This window comes from Aeromonas sp. 600886, from assembly GCF_049174935.1.
Lineage (GTDB): Bacteria > Pseudomonadota > Gammaproteobacteria > Enterobacterales > Aeromonadaceae > Aeromonas > Aeromonas veronii_A.
Genome location: NZ_JAAKUB010000004.1, coordinates 159,606 through 178,822, shown reverse-complemented (window position 1 = coordinate 178,822; position 19,217 = coordinate 159,606). Strand labels below are relative to the sequence as shown.

The 19,217-nt window shown below is 57.7% G+C and carries 19 protein-coding genes; 16 read left to right on the top strand and 3 right to left on the bottom strand.

Going from position 1 to position 19,217, the window contains the following annotated elements:
- Positions 1 to 48: 48 nt before the first annotated feature.
- The 16 genes from G5179_RS05160 to G5179_RS05085 all read left to right on the top strand — a co-directional run bounded on the left by G5179_RS05160 (position 49) and on the right by G5179_RS05085 (position 16,304).
- On the top strand, positions 49 to 771 hold the full coding sequence (locus tag G5179_RS05160) for an NYN domain-containing protein (RefSeq protein WP_139407916.1): 723 nt from the start codon (positions 49 to 51) through the stop codon (positions 769 to 771).
- A gap of 45 nt (positions 772 to 816) precedes the next feature.
- Positions 817 to 1,533, top strand: coding sequence for a sugar isomerase domain-containing protein (locus G5179_RS05155; protein WP_421257995.1), 717 nt, complete (start codon positions 817 to 819; stop codon positions 1,531 to 1,533).
- 55 nt (positions 1,534 to 1,588) lie between these two features.
- Positions 1,589 to 2,284 (top strand): hypothetical protein, encoded by a 696-nt coding sequence (locus tag G5179_RS05150; protein ID WP_236327085.1) that lies wholly within the window; start codon positions 1,589 to 1,591, stop codon positions 2,282 to 2,284.
- A 157-nt stretch (positions 2,285 to 2,441) separates the two neighbouring features.
- The gene (locus G5179_RS05145) at positions 2,442 to 2,957 is read left to right on the top strand and encodes an AAA family ATPase (protein WP_421257994.1); all 516 of its coding nucleotides are present in this window, start codon (positions 2,442 to 2,444) and stop codon (positions 2,955 to 2,957) included.
- 11 nt (positions 2,958 to 2,968) lie between these two features.
- Positions 2,969 to 3,745, top strand: coding sequence for a phosphotransferase family protein (locus G5179_RS05140; RefSeq protein WP_421257993.1), 777 nt, complete (start codon positions 2,969 to 2,971; stop codon positions 3,743 to 3,745).
- A 535-nt stretch (positions 3,746 to 4,280) separates the two neighbouring features.
- Positions 4,281 to 6,188 (top strand): PTS fructose transporter subunit IIABC, encoded by a 1,908-nt coding sequence (locus G5179_RS05135; protein ID WP_421206234.1) that lies wholly within the window; start codon positions 4,281 to 4,283, stop codon positions 6,186 to 6,188.
- A 627-nt stretch (positions 6,189 to 6,815) separates the two neighbouring features.
- A complete protein-coding gene (uhpT, locus tag G5179_RS05130; protein ID WP_005353611.1) occupies positions 6,816 to 8,222 on the top strand; it encodes a hexose-6-phosphate:phosphate antiporter in 1,407 nt (468 codons plus the stop codon).
- A 219-nt stretch (positions 8,223 to 8,441) separates the two neighbouring features.
- Positions 8,442 to 8,747: a PTS fructose transporter subunit IIB gene (locus tag G5179_RS05125; RefSeq protein ID WP_421257992.1), complete on the top strand. Its 306-nt coding sequence runs from the start codon at positions 8,442 to 8,444 to the stop codon at positions 8,745 to 8,747.
- Positions 8,747 to 9,514, top strand: a complete 768-nt coding sequence (locus tag G5179_RS05120; RefSeq protein WP_421257991.1) for a PTS sugar transporter subunit IIA — start codon at positions 8,747 to 8,749, stop codon at positions 9,512 to 9,514. Before G5179_RS05125 ends, G5179_RS05120 begins: the two co-directional genes overlap by 1 nt.
- A 106-nt stretch (positions 9,515 to 9,620) precedes the next feature.
- Positions 9,621 to 10,544, top strand: coding sequence for a 23S rRNA pseudouridine(2457) synthase RluE (gene rluE / locus G5179_RS05115; RefSeq protein WP_421257990.1), 924 nt, complete (start codon positions 9,621 to 9,623; stop codon positions 10,542 to 10,544).
- Positions 10,544 to 11,035, top strand: a complete 492-nt coding sequence (locus tag G5179_RS05110) for an NUDIX hydrolase (RefSeq protein WP_368150332.1) — start codon at positions 10,544 to 10,546, stop codon at positions 11,033 to 11,035. The genes rluE and G5179_RS05110 overlap by 1 nt, the downstream gene beginning before the upstream one ends.
- A 157-nt stretch (positions 11,036 to 11,192) precedes the next feature.
- Positions 11,193 to 12,299, top strand: coding sequence for a tRNA 2-thiouridine(34) synthase MnmA (gene mnmA, locus G5179_RS05105; RefSeq protein ID WP_005353619.1), 1,107 nt, complete (start codon positions 11,193 to 11,195; stop codon positions 12,297 to 12,299).
- Positions 12,300 to 12,322: 23 nt separating this feature from the next.
- Positions 12,323 to 12,937 carry a high frequency lysogenization protein HflD gene (hflD, locus tag G5179_RS05100; protein WP_047434253.1) on the top strand — a complete coding sequence of 205 codons (615 nt, stop codon included), beginning with the start codon at positions 12,323 to 12,325 and terminating at the stop codon, positions 12,935 to 12,937.
- Positions 12,938 to 13,067: 130 nt separating this feature from the next.
- Positions 13,068 to 14,438 (top strand): adenylosuccinate lyase, encoded by a 1,371-nt coding sequence (gene purB, locus G5179_RS05095; protein ID WP_005334624.1) that lies wholly within the window; start codon positions 13,068 to 13,070, stop codon positions 14,436 to 14,438.
- A gap of 139 nt (positions 14,439 to 14,577) precedes the next feature.
- Positions 14,578 to 15,708, top strand: a complete 1,131-nt coding sequence (locus G5179_RS05090) for a JmjC domain-containing protein (RefSeq protein ID WP_421257989.1) — start codon at positions 14,578 to 14,580, stop codon at positions 15,706 to 15,708.
- Positions 15,709 to 15,890: 182 nt separating this feature from the next.
- On the top strand, positions 15,891 to 16,304 hold the full coding sequence (locus tag G5179_RS05085) for a hypothetical protein (RefSeq protein WP_335873548.1): 414 nt from the start codon (positions 15,891 to 15,893) through the stop codon (positions 16,302 to 16,304).
- 96 nt (positions 16,305 to 16,400) lie between these two features.
- On the opposite strand, the gene G5179_RS05080 is transcribed toward G5179_RS05085, so the two are convergent.
- The 3 genes from G5179_RS05080 to G5179_RS05070 are packed head-to-tail and all read right to left on the bottom strand — an operon-like array spanning position 16,401 to position 19,201.
- Positions 16,401 to 16,940: a GNAT family N-acetyltransferase gene (locus tag G5179_RS05080; protein WP_167556828.1), complete on the bottom strand. Its 540-nt coding sequence runs from the start codon at positions 16,938 to 16,940 to the stop codon at positions 16,401 to 16,403.
- A 6-nt stretch (positions 16,941 to 16,946) separates the two neighbouring features.
- Positions 16,947 to 18,587: a GNAT family N-acetyltransferase gene (locus G5179_RS05075; protein WP_421257988.1), complete on the bottom strand. Its 1,641-nt coding sequence runs from the start codon at positions 18,585 to 18,587 to the stop codon at positions 16,947 to 16,949.
- A complete protein-coding gene (locus G5179_RS05070) occupies positions 18,587 to 19,201 on the bottom strand; it encodes a glutathione S-transferase family protein (protein ID WP_323912678.1) in 615 nt (204 codons plus the stop codon). Before G5179_RS05070 ends, G5179_RS05075 begins: the two co-directional genes overlap by 1 nt.
- Positions 19,202 to 19,217 lie beyond the last annotated feature (16 nt).

Sequence of the window (19,217 nt, the reverse complement as noted above, 5' to 3'; positions counted from 1 at the left end):
ATAAGTTTAAATTAATTCTTCCTTTTCATTAAAGACAGGGCCGTTTTTGTGAAAAAACAGAACTTTAATATCGCCGTATATATAGACATGGAAAATGTCTCATCTCTCGACTTTATCCTTGAAGATTTAATGAATTCTTTATTAAGTTCAGATGAAGGATTAAATAGTATTTTTGCAATAAAATCAGCATATGGTAACCAGTCTACGTCAAAAAAGACGCTAAAAGAACAAATCATAAACCATAACTTTACGATTTTGGATACACCAAAAATAGGAACAGAGAAAAATAGAGCTGACCTTTTTATCAGCTTAGATGCTTTTGAAACATTATATTTAGGAAACCCACAAATTGATCGCTATTGTTTTCTTACTAGCGATTCTGATTTCACTGTCATTGGTGATAGGCTAAGGAAATTTGGAAAAGAGGTTTGGTTAATTTGCAAGCGTAAGGATAAAGATAGAGCAATTCTTGCTAAATCTTTTGACAACCTAATTTTTCTAGAGGATTTTTCAACTAAAAACACTATTAAGATTGAAAATAAAATTGAGCGATTGTTTGTCGCTGCGATCAAAAACATTAATAGAGATAAATTACCTACAAATGTTTCCATCGCAAATTCTAGTATGAAAACTATAGATCCAAGTTTCGATATTTCTAAAACAGAATATAAAGTATTCATGAATTTAGTCAGAGAAATGAGTAAAAATGGGTACATAAAATATGATTCTCTCCCATCAGGCTTAAATCGTCTCACTGAAATATTAATTTAAGAGAACCAGCTGACCATAACGATAATAGACAAGGATCCCGCCGTTATGTTTGAGTACGTCGAAAAACTGCAAGCGCGCATCGCTACCATGGTCAGCCAGAACGAAGCCGGGATCCGGCAGGCGGCCCACTGGTTTAGCGAGGCCATCGTACACAACAAGATGATCCATATGCTAGGCACCGGGCACTCCCATATGGTCGGGCTGGAGGGGTTTATCCGTGCCGGTGGCCTTGGCAATATCAACGCCGTGCTCGACTCAACCGTCACCACCGCCGATGGAGCCCTGCGCAGCTCGGCGCTGGAGAAGCTGCCGGGGCTTGCCGCCATCCTGTGGGAGGAGCAGCCGATTGCACCGGGGAACCTGATGGTGGTCATCTCCAATTCGGGTCGCAACGCCCTGCCCATCGAGTGGGCCCAGCTTGCCAGAGCGCGCGGCCACAAGGTGATCGCTATTACCTCAGTGGCGCAATCGGCGCAAAACCCGAGTCGTCACCCTTCTGGCCAAAAACTGATGGAGCTGGCCGATCTGGTACTGGATAACTGCGTGCCGCCGGGCGATGGCCTGTGCGAAGTCAATGATCGGGTCACCGGCGCCTTCTCCTCCATCTCCGGCATGGTTCTGATCAATACGCTGGTAGTCGAAGCGCAGAAACTGGCACTGGCACAAGGCGTCACCCCGCTTATTTTCTCCAGCCAGAATGTGGATGGCTTTAATAACGATGATGTTTACCGCCATTTCCAAGGGCGATTGAAGTCGATGTAAAAATCTATATATAGATTTTTTAAATTAAACCATCAACAGAAATTGAGATCACATAGTGGCAGATTATATAAACAAAAACATCCTTAGTCAGGCTTATATTCATGTTGAGCCGAGAGGTATGGAAACCGATGAACAGTTAGAGTCATTCAAGGAAAATTTAAGAATGTTTTCCTTGACTCGTACTGAGTTCTTTTTATCTGAAGGTCTTGAGATCAATGTTGAGTTTGAAGATGGTTCAATAAAAGCTCGTGTAACTGTAATTGGCACACTAATGCTTCTACTTCAAGGTATTAGTTCTTATAAAGACTTCAGAGAGGGCCTTCAACTTCTGTACTCTGATGCAAAATGGCTATCGGATGCCATCATATCGGAATCTTTATATCAAACTAAGGCAAAACATCATGATGTAATCAGAGTGGAGGCTAGAACTGGAATCATTGGCTCCATTCATAAAGTTTTTAATAAATTGGAAAACATTAAACGTGGAGCAAAAGGAGCTATGCTCGCCACTGATATTGTGGATAAAATTGATGATGCGCAAAATGAAATACTAAAGTTAATGGATAATATCTGTGATTTAGCTGATAAGGATTTAGTCGCAAAAGAATGCATTGCTTTGGTTAAGGAGCTACCAGAAACACCTGTACCACCCAAAGATAAAGAAAATAAAATTTATGCTATCGACGAGTACAGACGCAAAAAATCAAATCTAATCGGCGAAATAGAAATCCATCTAATGGCTGATGAGTAAAATAAAATTATCTATAACGCAGATGTGCGGTGATACCTAATTTGACCATAAATCCTGATGGCCCGTAGGTTCGAATAGCGAAGCGTATTCGGACATTCACGTCATCATCTCTACTTTCCAGCCTCCAGATATCTGTTCCAAAAAAGAGAGCTCATAGATGCAACGAATTCTGATTATTGGCAACTCGGGATCGGGCAAGAGCTGGTTGGCGGCTCGATTGGCTGAACAGTTAACTATCCGCGAGGTCAATCTCGATACCATCGTCTGGCAACCGGGCGGCTTTAACCAAAAACGGCCCCAGCATGAGATTGATCATGCCATTCAAACACTTGCTCAAGAGCCATCATGGGTGGTCGAAGGGATATTTGGCGCCCTGGCCGAGCAACTGCTTGATGCCGCTGATACCCTGCTCTTTCTGGATCTCGACTGGTCAGTATGCCGTGATTCACTGCTATCGCGTGGATCACAAAGTGCCAGGCAACGGGATGCAGTGGCAGCCGAAGAGAGCTTTCAACAACTGCTGATGTGGGCATCGGAATATGGGCAGCGAGCCAGTAAAAGCTCCCGCCAATTCCATCACGAGCTGTTTGATCGATTCCCAAACGACAAGCACCGTTTCACGACTCGGGCAGAAGTAAATAGCTATCTCACGCACCTGACAACTCATTGCTAACGGGGTAGAGGATGACGCAACAGGAGCTGGCGAAAATGGGGGGCGCTTCGGTCAATATCCAGCTGCTGGATGGCAAGCCCTGTATCAGAAAAAGCGGCGCATCACCGGTCGAGCGCCATTTCTACCAACGTGCAGCCCCGCATTTGAGCGGGCTCAACACACCTGCCCTGCTCAGGGCCGAAGGAGAGATCCTGTTCCTTGAGCAGATCCCTCATCCGGTCACACTCACGCAACTGCACCGCAACGAACAGACCTTTGCTCAGCTGGCCAGCCTGCATAGCGCCAACTATCAGCCCGACTTTGCGGTTAAAACTCACGGCTGGTCGCTCGCCGACACCAACGAGGCGCTCTCTGTACTCTGCCTGCCGGAAGCGGTAAACGAGAAGATCCGCCATATCCAGCAACTTGGTCACGAACTATTCGAGGAGTCATGCCTGATTTCGGGAGATAGCAATGAGGGCAACTGGGGCACCCGCAACAATGGTGAGCTGGTGTTGTTTGACTGGGAGCGATTTGGTTATGGCAGTCCGGCCATCGATCTGGCCCCGCTGGTGCCGCGGATGGGTTCGCTGGCTGAATATGAAACCATCATTGAACGCTATCTGTGCCACAGTTCGCTGCTCTCTGGCGACCGGTTGCTGCGCCATCTCGTCATGGCCAAGTGCTGGCTGATTATTGAAGTCACCAATCTGCTGACCAGAAGGGAGAAGCCGCAGGCACAGCAATATCTGGAGTGGTATCGGCAACAAGTTCCCAACTGGCTGGAGTCGGTGGCGCATATTGTGTAGTCCGTAGGTTCGAATAGCGGAGCGTATTCGGACGTTCGCGTTATAACCTATCTCTTTTCAGCCATCCCTCTCTTGCCACCACACTTTCTTCCCAAACAACGCCCCTCTGCGCTCGCCCAGCCAATGCGATTGGCCTCCGCCATCAGGCGCATAAAAATCCTAATCCGCCCGACGAAACTGCGACTTTTTGTGAGAAAGGTCACATCTTATAACGCCTTAAAACCACATATAAATCCAGACCCCGCTGGTGATTAATTTATTGACATGATGCATTACAAACCTGGTTACGAGACCAGTCAAAATCCATTTATTTGTTTTTAAAGACAAAATTAGCAATAACCTGAAAATGGTGAGTCCTGCCTGAAAACGGGATCTTCATCACATCGCGTTTTGCTGCGCACAAAAATCCAGTGATTAGCACATTTGTCCGATAGGGAGGGTGCGGGTGAGCCGCGATAATGATCAGGTCATTTTTATCCAGTACGTCGATACGTACTCACGCATAGCTTCCGTCACCGGAAGCGGGGAGAGCGCCATGATCACCACCTTGATCAATGAACATCTGATCAACCTCGATTTGAAAGCGACGCGTAAGGAAGAGGTCTTCACCGAGATGGCCCGCCTGCTGGCGTCGCAAGGCAAGGTCAGCAACGAGCAGGCCTTTATCAAGGATCTGTGGGCCCGCGAAGATCTGGGTAACACCGGCTTTGAAGAGGGCGTGGCCCTGCCCCACGCCAAGAGTGCGGCGGTGTGCAATCCGGCGGTCGCCATCGGCATCAGTCGCAACGGCATCGAGTACGGCGCCGAAGATGGCAAGCCGTCCCACATTTTCTTTATGATCGCCTCCCCCGATGGCGGCGCCAACCACCATATCGAAGTGCTGGCCGAGCTCTCCGGCAAGCTGATCGAAGAGGGCTTTATCGCCAAACTGCTGGCGGCAAAAACCCCGGCCGATGCGCTGGCGCTGCTGCTGACCAAGAAAGAGGAGCAGAGCGCGGCCCCGACCACCAGCAAGGGCTTTATCATCGGTGTCACCGGCTGCCCGGCTGGTATCGCCCACACCTATCTGGCGGCCGAGTCGCTGGAGCGCGCCGCCAAGGAGCTGGGTTATGAGGTGAAGGTGGAGACCAACGGCTCCATCGGCGTCAAGAACAGCCCGACCGCAGACGAGATTGCCCGCGCCACCGCCATCGTGGTGGCCTGTGACAAGCAGGTGGACATGGCCCGCTTCGCTGGCAAGCCGCTCATCAAGACCGGCGTGAAAGCCCCCATCAAGGATGGCAAGGGTCTGATCGAGCAAGCCCTGAAAGCCCCCGCCTATGTGGCTGGCAAAGAAGATACAAAAGGTGAAGAGAAGAGCGCGGGTGGCAGTTCTGATCTCTATCGCTACCTGATGAACGGCGTATCGCACATGATCCCGTTCGTGGTGACCGGCGGTCTGTTGATTGCGCTGGCACTGGCCATCGGCGGCAACCCGACCCCGAGCGGCATGCAGATCCCGGAAGGGAGCATGTGGAACCAGATCCTCAACGTGGGCGTGGCCGCCTTCACCCTGATGATCCCCATTCTGGCGGGCTATATCGCCTACGCCATCGGTGATCGTCCGGCGCTGGCACCGGGCTTTATCGGCGGCTGGATCGCCAACAACGGCAGCTTCTACGGCGCGGATGCCGGTACCGGCTTTATCGGTGCCATCATTGCGGGCCTCCTGGTCGGTTATCTGGTGCGCTGGATTGCCACTCGCCAGTACCACAAGATGGTGCAACCGCTGGTGCCGATCCTGATCGCTCCCATCGTCGGCTCCCTGTTTATCGCTGCGGTATTCATCTTCATCATCGGCGCCCCGATTGCCGACATGATGACCGGCCTCAACGCCATGCTGCTCTCCATGAGCGGTGGCAGTCTGGTGCTGCTGGGTATCGTGCTCGGTGGTATGGCTGGTTTTGATATGGGTGGCCCGGTCAACAAGGTGGCGTTCCTCTTCTCCGTCGGCATGATCGCCTCCGGCCAGACCCAGTTTATGGGCGCCATGGCTTGCGCCATCCCGGCTGCGCCCCTTGGCATGTCGCTGGCGACCGTGCTCGGTCGCAAGCTCGGTATCTTCGATGCTTCTGAAATCGAAGCGGGCAAAGCTGCCGGCGCCATGGGTCTGGTGGGTATCTCCGAAGGGGCGATTCCGTTCGCCGCCCGTGACCCGCTGGCCGTTATCCCGGCCAACATTCTGGGCAGCATGACCGCCGCTGTGATGGCCTTCCTGTTTGGCATCACCAACAGCGTTGCCCACGGTGGCCCCATCGTGGCCCTGCTGGGTGCCGTCAACAAGCCGCTGCTGGCCCTGCTCTGCATGATCTGCGGTGCCATCGTCACCGGCGTGGTGGCGGTTGCCCTGAAAAAACTGCGGGTCAAAAAGAGTGATGAGGTAACTCTGGCCAAGGCGGCCTGAGTGCCCCCTCGCCATCGCGGCTCGTAAAACATGACAAGAGGCCACCCCACGGGGTGGCCTCTTGTTTTTGGGATGGCTGACGGGCCTTTCCCCAATATCGCCACCTGAGAATTGGTGGTCAATCAGCCCTCTCCCTTCACTTTTCCCTTAACTTCTCCCCTTACCTTTCCCTGGCTACCTTCTGGCCAATCCATCCCACCTCCCCATCCCAGCCAAGCCAAGCCCAGCCCAGCCCAGCCCAGCCCAGCCCAGCCCAGCACTCGCACAAAGCGCCAAACTGGCTGAAATGGCAGCAATCCGGCATCAGCGGTGTGATGTTTCTCACGCTTTGTCCGCGAAAGCGCAAAAACTAGGAAAATTTCCTAGCCCCACTAGGGATGGCTCTCAAGCCATTTTTTGCCCCTCTTATTAGAGTCACCTCACCTGATGTCGTGACCCGCACCGCGACGGGCAATGTGCCCCGTCATCCCGTGCCGGGCCCGGGTTTATATGGATGGAGCGTCGAGCGCTGCAACGGCTGACAGCCCCGATGTTCCGTTCCCCCTTCCGTGGCGTGACCTCGAACAACCTATCTACAAATGAGGGGCGCGGCGGAAATACCGTCTATCTCGCAGAGGATGAACGAAGATGTTGAAATTGCTCCAACAGGTCCGGGTCCCCACCCTGGACCTGCCGGTCGAAGCCCGGCGCAAGCTCTGGTTCAAGCCGTTTATGCAATCTTATCTGGTTGTATTTATTGGCTATTTGACCATGTATCTGATCCGCAAGAACTTCAACATTGCGCAGAATGACATGATCCAGGAGTACGGTCTCTCCATGACCGAGCTTGGCATGATCGGCCTTGGCTTCTCCATCACCTACGGGGTGGGCAAGACCATCGTCTCCTACTATGCCGACGGCAAGAACACCAAGCAGTTCCTGCCGCTGATGCTGATCCTCTCCGCGCTCTGCATGCTGGGCTTCAGTGCCAGCATGGGCGGCACCGGTTTCAGCCTCTACTTCATGATCTTCTTCTATGCCCTGAGCGGTTTCTTCCAGAGCTGTGGTGGCTCGTGCAGCTACTCCACCATCACCAAGTGGACCCCTCGCAACAAGCGCGGCACCTATCTGGGCATGTGGAACCTCTCCCACAACGTGGGCGGTGCTGGTGCGGCCGGTGTGGCGCTGTTCGGTGCCAACTACCTGTTCGATGGCAACGTGCTCGGCATGTTTATCTTCCCCTCCATCATCGCGCTGATCGTCGGTTTTATCGGCCTGCGCTTTGGTAGCGATTCGCCGGAAGCCTATGGCCTGGGCAAGGTGGAAGAGCTGTTTGACGAAGTGGCGAGCGAAGAGGATATCGCTACCGAGGAGCAGCAGCTGACCAAGTGGCAGATCTTCGTGAAGTACGTGCTGCTCAACAAGGTGATCTGGCTGCTCTGCTTTGCCAACATCTTCCTCTACGTAGTGCGTATCGGTATCGACCAATGGTCTACCGTCTATGCCCACCAGGAGCTGGGCTTCTCCAAAGACGTGGCTATTCAGGGCTTTACCTTCTTCGAAGTGGGCGCTCTGGTCGGCACCCTGATGTGGGGTTACCTCTCCGATCTGGCCAATGGCCGTCGTGGTCTGGTGGCTTGCGTGGCGCTGGCGCTGATCATCGCCACCCTGGGTCTCTACCAGCATGCGACTACCCAGTTTATGTTCCTGGGCTCCCTGTTCACCCTGGGCTTCCTGGTGTTTGGTCCGCAACTGCTGATCGGCGTCGCCGCCGTGGGCTTCGTCCCCAAGCAGGGCATCAGCGTGGCCGATGGCGTCAAGGGCACCTTCGCTTACCTGATTGGTGACAGCTTCGCCAAACTGGGTCTGGGCATGATCGCCGATGGCACCCCCATCTTCGGTTTGACCGGCTGGACCGGCACCTTCGCGGCGCTGGATATCGCAGCCGCCGCCTGTCTGGTGCTGATGGGTTGTGTCGCGGTCGCCGAGGAGCGCAAGATCCGCCGCATCAAGCGCGAACTGAAAGCCGCCGAGCTGGCTGCCCAGACCGCCTGATAGCCATAACAACAGACGCAGATTGTTCAGGGCCACCCACAGGGGTGGCCCTTGTTGTTTGGAGCAACCAGACACCCGACTGGCCCGGCATGAACCTGCACTGCCGTTCAAGGGACGGGCATATCCCCATCAAGATCCCACTTTTCATATGGACTTTTGGTAAAAGCCCCCCGCTGGCGCTATCTTGTTGCTCCCCCTTGTCAGCATCACAGAGAGCAGATGAAGATCGTCGCCGTCACCGCTTGCCCGACCGGTATCGCCCATACCTATATGGCTGCCGATGCCCTGCAAAAAGCAGCCACTGGGCTGGGACTCAAGATCAAGGTCGAGACTCAGGGCGCCATGGGCATGGAAAACATGCTGACCGCCCGCGATATTGCCAGCGCCGACCTGGTGCTGATTGCCTCCGATATCGAGATTGAGCAGAAAGAGCGCTTCCTCGGCTGCCCCATCCATCAGGTGACACTGGAAACCGTGCTGCTGGATGCCAACGCCGTACTCAAGGACCTGCCGATCCCGGCCTGATGCTGACCCGCGAAATTACCTTCTACTGCCAGCAGGGGTTGAGCATCACCCAGGCCAAGCAGTTGAACCGGCTGGCGGGGATGTTCAAATCCACCATCCACTGCGCCAACCTCACCCGGCGCCAGACCGTTGCCGCCAGCAACCAGCTCTCCCTGTTGACCCTCGCCACCCAACCCGGCGATCTCTGCCAGTTGCAGATCGAAGGGTGCGATGCCGAGCTCGCCCATATGGCCTTCACCTGCTGGTGCGGGGAGCTGGGTCAACCGCTGGTGCGCCCGCACACCGCCGCACTGGCGGAGTTGCGACTGGCCAACGCCCTGCCCGACTACCAGTTTGCCCTGCGCCAGCTGGCCCACAGCCCCGAACCGGTGAGCAAGGCCGAGGCCCTCGAGCATCTGATCGATCTGCTGCCCGCCGAGCTGCTCACCGACCGCGCTACACTGACCGCCGCGGTGGAACGGCGCGAGCAGGTCTCAGCCACCATCATCCGCCCCGGCCTTGCCATGCCCCATGTATTGAGCGAAGGGATCAGCCAGCCAGCGCTGACCCTGCTTAGCTGCAAGGAGCCCATCGAGTGGGGCTCTCAAATCGGGCCGGTGCAAACCATCATTTTGCTGGCGGTGCCGGTTGGTAGCGGACGGGAGACCCTGCGCCCCCTCACTAGACTGGCGCAGGCGATGATCGACGATGTGGTTAGCCACGCCCTGCTGTTGGCGGGCTCGGCCCCCGCCCGTCAGGCTATCGTCATCGAGAGCCTGCTGAGCTAGGCGAATTGGCTCTGGGCACTGCTTGTTGTGACGCCACAGCCATTCATCCTGCCCTCAGCACCCTGTGGTACACTCGCTGCCATCGTCTGTCTGAAGTGTGTATCCGATGAAATCTCCCCGCCCCCGTCTCTCTGTCAGCCGTTCGCCGCGCGATAACGCCCCGCGCACGGCGGCCAAACCAGCCGCACCTCGCCATGCATCCCCCCGCAAACCGGAGCTGGCCCCAGCGGATCGCAAATTGCTCCTGCTGAACAAGCCCTACATGGTGCTCTGCCAGTTCACCGACGAGGCGGGCCGCGAGACCCTCAAGCATTACATCAGCGAGCCCGGCATCTACGCCGCAGGTCGGCTTGACCGCGACAGCGAGGGGCTGTTGCTGCTCACCAATGACGGCAAGCTGCAGGCGCACCTCACCCAGCCGGGGGAGAAGACCCCCAAGACCTACTGGGTGCAGGTGGAAGGGATCCCGAGCGAAGAGAAACTGGCCGCCCTGCGCGCCGGAGTGGAGCTCAACGACGGCATGACCCTGCCTGCCGGGGCGCGCATCATGGATGAACCTGCGGTGTGGCCGCGCAATCCGCCCATTCGCGAGCGCAAGGAGATCCCCACCAGCTGGCTGGAGATCAAAATCATCGAGGGACGCAACCGCCAGGTACGGCGGATGACTGCCCATATCGGCCACCCCACCCTGCGCCTTATTCGCTACGCCATCGGCGACTGGACCCTCGATGGTCTGGCACCCGGCGAGAGCCGCAGCCTGCCCGCCCCCGAGCAGGCACCGAGCTCCAGCAGCCGCCCGCGTCCCTCCTCATCCCGTTCAGGCGCTCATACCGCCAAACCGGCCAAACCGGCAGGGGAGGCGCCACGGCGGGCTAGCCAGCCGAGACGGGACGAGCGTCCTCGCAGCACTCACCCAACCGAGCGCGCAGCCACGACCCCGACCGGCGGCAAACTTCGCAGCAGTGGGCGTGGTACGGCACGCAGACCCGCCCGTACGGGCAATCCCGATAGCAACGACAAGGAGTCATGATGAGCAATCAGGCAGAGCAATCGGCCACCAGCCACGCCCGCATGGAGGCGCGCCTGACAGTCGCCGCCCTGGTGCAGTGGCAGGGGCGCTTTCTGGTGGTGGAAGAGGAAATCAAGGGCCAGCGCCGTTTCAACCAACCCGCCGGCCATGTGGAGCCGGGGGAAAACCTGCTTGAAGCGGCCTGTCGTGAGCTGAAAGAGGAGACGGGGCTGACCGCCACGCCGACCGCCTGGCTTGGTACCTATCTGTTCAAACCGGCCGACAGCGAGGCCACCTATGTGCGCACCGCCATCATCTTCGACCTTGAAAAAGCGCCCGGTCAGCACCATCCAGAGGATCCTGACGGCGATGTGCTGGCTTGCCACTGGCTCACCCTGGAAGAAATAGCGGAATGCAAACCGGCCCTGAGAAGCCCCCTGGTGTGGCAATGCATTCAGGATTATCTGACAGGGACACGGCTGCCACTGTCGGCACTCAAGGCCTTTATCTGAGGCCATTTGACACTCTTTTTCGGTGACAAAGGCCAACAACGGAAAAACGATTTCCTGCTATCAGGCTCCTGATGGGAACTGCGGCATGGATATGTGACCGGGGGCGCAAAACTCTGGTAGAATACGCCCCGTTTAAACGAACTGGTAACTTCGACTAATGACAGACAACAGCCAAATCAAGGTGATCGTCGGCATGTCCGGCGGCGTGGATTCTTCCGTCTCGGCCTACCTGCTCCAGCAGCAGGGCTATCAGGTCGAAGGCTTGTTCATGAAGAACTGGGAAGAAGACGACACGGACGAGTACTGCTCTGCCGCCCAGGATTTGGCTGATGCCAAGGCCGTCTGCGACAAGCTGGGGATGAAACTCCACACCATCAACTTCGCGGCCGAGTACTGGGACAACGTGTTCGAGCACTTCCTCGAAGAGTACAAGGCTGGCCGCACGCCGAACCCGGATATCCTGTGCAACAAGGAGATCAAGTTTAAGGCGTTCCTCGAATTTGCCGCCGAAGAGCTGGGTGCCACCTACATCGCCACCGGCCACTATGTGCGCCGTGACGACAGCACCGGCCGCCCGCGCCTGCTGCGCGGTCTCGATACCAACAAGGATCAGAGCTACTTCCTCTATACCCTGAGCGAGAAGCAAGTGGGTCAGAGCCTGTTCCCGGTTGGCGATCTGGAAAAGCCGGAGGTGCGCCGCATCGCCGAGCAGCTGGATCTCATCACCGCCAAGAAGAAAGACTCCACCGGCATCTGCTTTATCGGCGAGCGCAAGTTCAAGGACTTCCTGGCCAAGTTCCTGCCCGCCCAGCCCGGTAAAATCGAGACCGTGGATGGCAAGGTGATCGGCGAGCATCAGGGTCTGATGTATCACACCCTGGGTCAGCGCAAGGGGCTCGGCATCGGTGGGCGCAAAGATGCCACCGAAGAGGCCTGGTATGTGGTCGACAAAGAGGTCGAACGCAACGTGCTGGTCGTGGCGCAGGGCGAGCATCCCCGCCTCTACTCCGATGGTTTGATTGCCAGCCAATTGCACTGGGTGGATCGCACCCCCATTCGCGAACCGCGTCGCTGCACCGTCAAGACCCGCTACCGCCAGCAGGATATCCCCTGCTTGATCCAGCCCATCGACGACGAGACCATCCGGGTCATCTTCGACGAAAAACAGGCTGCGGTCACCCCGGGCCAATCCGCCGTCTTCTACGACGGGGAAGTGTGTCTGGGCGGTGGCATCATCGAACAACGTTTCAGCCATCCGGTTTGAATCCTTAACAGAAGGCAGCAGACGTGAGCGATAAATTCCAAGACAGAACAATGGCCTTTGCCGGCATCTGCCAGGCCGCGTATCTGGTGCAGAAGGTGGCCCGAGACGGCAGCTGTGACGAGGCCGCCCTGCGCGAGAGCCTCTCCAGCATTCTGGTGACCAACCCGAGCCAACCGCTCGAGGTGTTCAACAACACCCATCTGGCCATTCGCGACGGCTACCGTGCGCTGGTCGAGCAGCTGGGTGCCGACGGCAGCCAGAAGAATGCCGAGCTGACCCGCTACGTGGTAAGCCTGATTGCACTGGAGCGCAAGCTGGCCAAGCGCAAGGACATTCTCAATATGCTGGGTGAGCGGATCGGTCAGATTGGCCGCCAACAACAGCACTTCGATCTGCTCGACGAGCAGATTTTGGCCAACATGGCGAGCATCTACAGCGATCTTATCAGCCCCATCGGCCCCAGAATCCAGGTCGCGGGCACCCCGCTGTTCCTGCAGCAGCCGCTGGTGCAGCACAAGGTGCGCGCCCTGCTGCTGGCGGGCATTCGTGCCTGCGTGCTGTGGCGTCAGCTCGGTGGCAGCCGCACTCAGATCATCTTCGCTCGCAAGAAGATGGTGGAGCTGGCCAAACGTTACTAATCATCGGCTCGCGCGCGGGCCAGCCGAGGTCGACATCAGGGTGAACAGCCGCACATCCGCCCTGACGACGACTCAGCCCCACGCGCGAGTGAATACGGATCCCCCACACAAATCATCAGGAGTTCACCCCATGGAGCTGTCCGCGCTGACTGCTGTTTCCCCGATTGACGGTCGTTATGGCGACAAGGCCGATGCCCTGCGCCCTATCTTCTCCGAATTCGGCCTGCTGCGTTTTCGCGTTGAAGTCGAGGTTCGCTGGTTGCAAAAACTGGCCAGCCATGCCGGGATCCCGGAAGTCCCTGCCCTGAGCGCGGCTGCCAACGCCCTGCTCGACGGCATAGTCAGCAACTTCAACGAGAGTGACGCCGCCCGCATCAAACAGATCGAGCGCACCACCAACCATGATGTGAAAGCGGTGGAGTACTTCCTCAAAGAGAAAGTCGAAGTGAACCCGGAACTGGCGGCTGTCAGCGAGTTCATCCACTTCGCCTGCACCTCGGAAGACATCAACAACAACTCCCACGGTCTGATGCTGAAAACTGCCCGCGAAGAGGTCATCAAGCCTTATTGCGAAAAGCTGATCAGCGAGCTCAAGCGTCTGGCTCACGAGTACCGTGACATGCCGCTGCTCTCCCGCACCCACGGTCAGCCTGCCACCCCGAGCACCATGGGCAAGGAGATGGCCAACGTCGCCTACCGTCTTGAGCGCCAGTTCAAGCAGATCATGGCGGTGGAGATCCTCGGCAAGATCAACGGTGCAGTCGGCAACTACAACGCCCACCTCAGCGCCTACCCGGATGTGGACTGGCACCAGTTCTCCGAGGAGTTCGTGACCTCTCTGGGCCTGACCTGGAACCCCTACACCACCCAGATCGAGCCGCACGACTATATCGCCGAGCTGTTCGACGCCATGGCTCGCTTCAACACCATCCTGATCGACTTCGACCGCGATGTGTGGGGTTACATCTCCCTGGGTCACTTCAAGCAGCGCACCATCGCGGGGGAAATCGGCTCCTCCACCATGCCGCACAAGGTCAACCCCATCGACTTCGAGAACTCCGAAGGCAATCTGGGTCTGGCCAACGCGGTGTTCCAGCATCTGGCCAGCAAGCTGCCCATCTCCCGCTGGCAGCGTGATCTGACCGACTCGACCGTGCTGCGCAACCTGGGTGTGGCGGTGGGTTACTCCCTGATTGCCTATCAGGCGACCCTCAAGGGTATTTCCAAGCTGGAAGCCAACGACGCCGCCATGGCCGCCGATCTGGATGCCAACTGGGAAGTGCTGGCCGAGCCGATCCAGACCGTGATGCGCCGCTACGGTATCGAGAAGCCCTACGAGAAGCTCAAGGAGCTAACCCGTGGTCGCCGCGTCGATGCCGAAGGGATGCGTACCTTTATCGACACCCTGGAGTTGCCGGAAGCTGTCAAGGTTGAGCTGAAGAAGCTGACCCCGGCCAACTACATCGGTGACGCCCAGCGTCTGGTCGATCTGCTGAAGTAAGCCAACCGGCAGTGACGAAGGGGCCCTGTGCACGATACGCCACAGGGCCCCTGTTATTTTCCCTGCCACGGCAGGATCCCGAGTGGCTTTTCCCAAGCCTGCCTTGGGCAAAACCTCTTTGCGAGACACGAGAAACAGCATGTACGAACTCAATCTGGATATCGCTCACTTCCTCGAGCACTACTGGCAGAAGCGCCCGCTCCTTATCAAGGGCGGCTTCACCGACTTTCAGGACCCTATCAGCCCGGACGAGCTGGCGGGTCTGGCCATGGAAGAGGTGGTCGAGTCCCGCCTCGTCACCCGTTTCGACGGCAAGTGGGATGCCGCCCACGGCCCCTTCGAATCCTACGACCATCTGGGCGAAGAGAACTGGACCATTCTGGTACAGGCTTGCAACCACTGGGCTCCCGAGGTGAACGAGCTGGCGGTGCCGTTCCAGTTCATTCCGGGCTGGCGCTTTGACGATGTGATGGTGAGCTTCTCCACCCCCCATGCGGGTGTCGGCCCCCACATCGACAATTACGATGTGTTTATCACCCAGGGTCTGGGCAAACGCCACTGGCGAGTCGGCGATGCCAAGCCCCTCAACGAGTTCGCCGCCCACGCAGCCCTGCTGCACTGCGAGCCGTTCGAGGCGATCATCGACGTCATCATGGAGCCGGGCGACATCCTCTACATTCCGCCCGGATTCCCCCACGAAGGCTACGCCATCGAGCCCTCCATGAACTTCTCGGTGGGCTTCCGCGCACCGGATGCCAAAGCACTTATCTCCTCCTTTGCCGATCATCTGATCGACAACGAGGTGCGTACCGAGCGTTACGGCGATGCCGATCTCAAGCCCCGCGCCCGTCACGGCGAGATCCAGCCCCACGAGCTGCACCGTCTGCGCGAGCTGATGCAGCAGGCTCTCGATGACGAGACCCTGTTCAAGGAGTGGTTCGGCACCATGATCTCCGAGGCCAAGCACGATCTGGACGTCAATCCGGTCGAGCCAGACTACAGCGCCGAGGAAGTGGCCGACATGCTGACCCAGGGCGAGCCTGCCATCAAGGTACCGGGTCTGCGCACCGTCTGGTTTAGCGGCGAGAGCCAGCAGTGCTTCATCGACGGCGAAGCCTGGACGCTGCAGAGCGAAGACGCGGCAGCCATTTCCCTCCTGTGCGACAAGGACATCATCACCCAGGCCGACATGGTGGAGCTGGCCGATCAGGCCGGTTTCCTGCAACTGCTGACCCGTCTGGTCAACCGCGGTTACTGGTTCTTCAACTGATCCGGCGGTAACTGAAGGATAAAAAGGCGCCTTATGGCGCCTTTTTGTCACTCAGATGCGGTTCAATTAACAATCGATGCGCGAAGCTGAACCTACTCTTGATGAACCGACAAGTGGTGATTTATTGAGCTAACATGGATGAGTATCATGCGTCCGTCCCTGTTCACAAGAGAAGCGCCACCATGCAAATCACCTCCCGGCCCATGCCGCTGCCCGATTACGGCAAATATCCCTCCTCTCCGGCTGTCACGCCCGAACAGGTCAATCAGGCCCGTAACGAAGCGCTGATCAAGAAGGATGAATTACAGGCACAGAGCGAAGAGAAAGCAACGGCTCGCAGAACCCTGGCTGTCTCTTATACGGCTAACCAGCAAGATAAAGCCGTGGTGGAGCGCTACCTGGAAGCCAGCGGTCAGGAGAGCGACAGCAAGTCGGGCCCGAGCACGGCTGATATGTATCAGGCTGCGACTCGCTACCAGCGCCAGCAGAATCTCAGCGACTACATGCAATTCCAGCAGAGCCCGCTCGCCCAGCAGATGGGTGACATGGTGGGCGAAGATAATCGCAAGGGCACCCAGCTCGACATCATTGCCTGAGCCAATTTGCTCGAATAAGCCCGGCAGGGATCAATACAAGATGAAAAAGCCCTCAATGAGGGCTTTTTCGCTATGGCTTATCGCTGCGACGTCTCGCTATAAATGGGACACTTCTGCCTGCGCGTCCGGCAGCTCGTCGGGGAGTTCATCAAACAGGGGGTGATAGAGCACCTCACCCTGCACACCCGAAAAACCGCGCTCCTGCAGCTCCATCGCCATAAAGCAGTCGGCAGGTACCTCATAGATGCAGTGCAGGCCAAACTCGCTGGCCGGGCGGAAACCGAAACGGCTGTAATAGGCCGGATCCCCGAGTACCACCACCCCTTTCCAGTCCATCTCGAGCGCCGTATCAAGCCCTTCACGGATAAGATCCGAGCCAATCCCCTGGCCTTGCCAGTCGGGATGAACCGCGACCGGCGCCAGACCGAGCCAGGGCCCTTCCATGCCGTTAATGGTGATCGGGCTTAGCATCAGGTGCCCCATGAACTCGTACTCTTCCTCTTCGACCATGGTCACCACGGCAGCGCCACATTCGCGCAGGCGGTTGACCAGTTCGGCCTCATCGGAACGACCGAAGGCGGCACTCAGCAGCTCATAGACCGGCAGCATGTCACCGGGGCGCTCGGTTCTCAACATCAGGTATTACTCCTCGTACAGCAGAGCGGGCATTATTCCACACAACGGCTGGTCATTCTGAGTACCTTTGTCCAAAAATGGGAGGGTGCACTCAGGAAAACGAGCTGCAAACTGCTGCTGCAAGGCGGTTAGCGTAGCCGGGGTGACCCTGTTCATCGCCTCCCGGTAGGCAAACCAGAGGGCGGGAGCCTCCCGCGCCAACCGCTCAAAGGTCAGTTCTGGCGTTTGATACCAACAGCCATCCAGCTCATCGACCAGCTCCGGCAGCTCCACCAGCAGCCGTAACTGCTGATAGCGTATCTGCGGCGAGTCACCGTTGCCGCCCAGCGCCTGCGCCATCAATTGGTTGAACCAGTGGAGCCGTGATGCGCGCTCCTCGCGGCTAAGCAGCTCGGGCCCTTGACGCTGCAGTGCGGCCAGTTGCAGCAACCACGCCAGCCCCTGTTCATCCCTGTCTTTCAGCAAGACGCCGCCAAGATGGGACAACTGCTCCGGTTCGGCCTGCTCCAGCAGTTCGACGGGGTAACAGTGCACCTCCAGAGACCTCTCAAGATGCGGCGGGCAGCGAATAGAGCAGGACTCCTCCCCCGCGCCCCTCTCATCCACAAAGAGCGAGATGGCCAGCTTGCCGTTGGCACTCTGCCGATCCAACGTTACAGGATCCCACAGGATCACCACGGCGATCCGCTCATCAGCAAGCCAGCAGGCAATCTCCTCGGCCAAGGGATTGGGTAAGGAGGGGGCGCGATCCAGTCGCCAGTAACTCACATCACACGGCTGGCGACCACTGATATGGCGCCGCCCGCGATAGTGCATCCCCACTTTTGCCATCACCCGGCCGGAGGCTAAATTGTCTGGCATATGGCGAGCCGTCAGCGCAGGCAGTTGCAGTTGGTCAAAGGCGAACCCCTTGACCAAGCCAGCGGCCCGAGTAGCCAGACCGCGATTTTGCCAGGGCACGCCCACCCACCAGGCGAGCTCGCCATTCCAGTGCAGGGAGATCACCCCAAGCAACGCCGCACCTTGCTCCTCTGGCAAGGTGATGGCCCAGCTCCAGCCAAGACCAAGCGCCGCCTTGCGCCAGCTGAGCGCCAGCCAGTCGCGGGCCCCCTCCGGCGGATAGGGATGAGGAATATTAAGGGTGTAGCGGGCCAGCGCCTCGTCGTTGCAGTAGCGTACTATCTCGCGATCATCGGCGGCCTGCAGCGGTCGCAGCGCGACGCCTGATAGCGGATGATCCTCAACCAGGGTCGGCACCGTCACGCGGCGCGCCAGCAGGCGATTTAGCACGGCGCCCAAATCGGCCTCGGGGGTGAGCGGCAGATCGGCCCCCACAGGGCCAAGGGTGAGCAGTCCCTGCTCCCTGGCGAGGGTCAATAGGGAAGTAGAGGCGCTGATCAGGATCTGGCGGCTGGGATCAACATGAAAATCCACCAGCAGATCCCCATCGAGCCAGGCAGCCAGCAGGGCTCCCAGGCAGAACACCCCGTCTGGAGGGCTGCTCGCCCAGGGTGCATCGGTTTGATCGAGGGCGGCCGCCGCCTCTTTGCCCAGCAGCAGCTGCCAGCGATGACCTTGCTGCTGCCAGTGCAGCAACAGCGCAGCCCACTGCGGTTGCCACAGACTGGCCTCGATCAGCAGTTCCATCAGCTGGCCTGACAGGCCGCTGGCAGCGTCAGGTGACGGGGATGGGCTTCGATACGGGCGATCCAGCTACGGATAGCGGGCCACCCCTGCAGAGAGAAGATCCCCTCCTCTGCCACATGGGTGTAGGCATAAAGGGCGATATCGGCGATGGTCGGCGCATCACCGCACAGGTAGGGGCTCTGTTTCAGCTGCTGCTCCATTACCGCCAGCGCCTTCTCGCCACCGGCTTTCAGACCGTCGAGCCGCGCCTCCTGCGACTCGGGTCGGCCGAGATAGTGAACGATAAAGCGGGCCACCGCGATGTAGGGCTCATGGCTGTACTGCTCAAAGAACATCCATTTGAGCACCTCGGCCTGCTGGCGCGGCTCGGTTGGCCACAAGGTACTGCCTTGCCCCAGATAGAAGAGGATGGCGTTGGATTCCGCCAGCGTATCGCCCTGGCCAATCTCCAGCACCGGGATCTTGCCGTTGGGGTTCATGGCCAGAAATGCGGGGGTACGGGTATCCCCCGCCTGAATATCCACCTCAACCCACTCAAGGGGCAACTCCAGCCAGCGGGCCAGCAGCCACACCTTGTAGCAGTTGCCGGAACGCAGATCACCATACAGACGCATACACACTCCTTGTGAA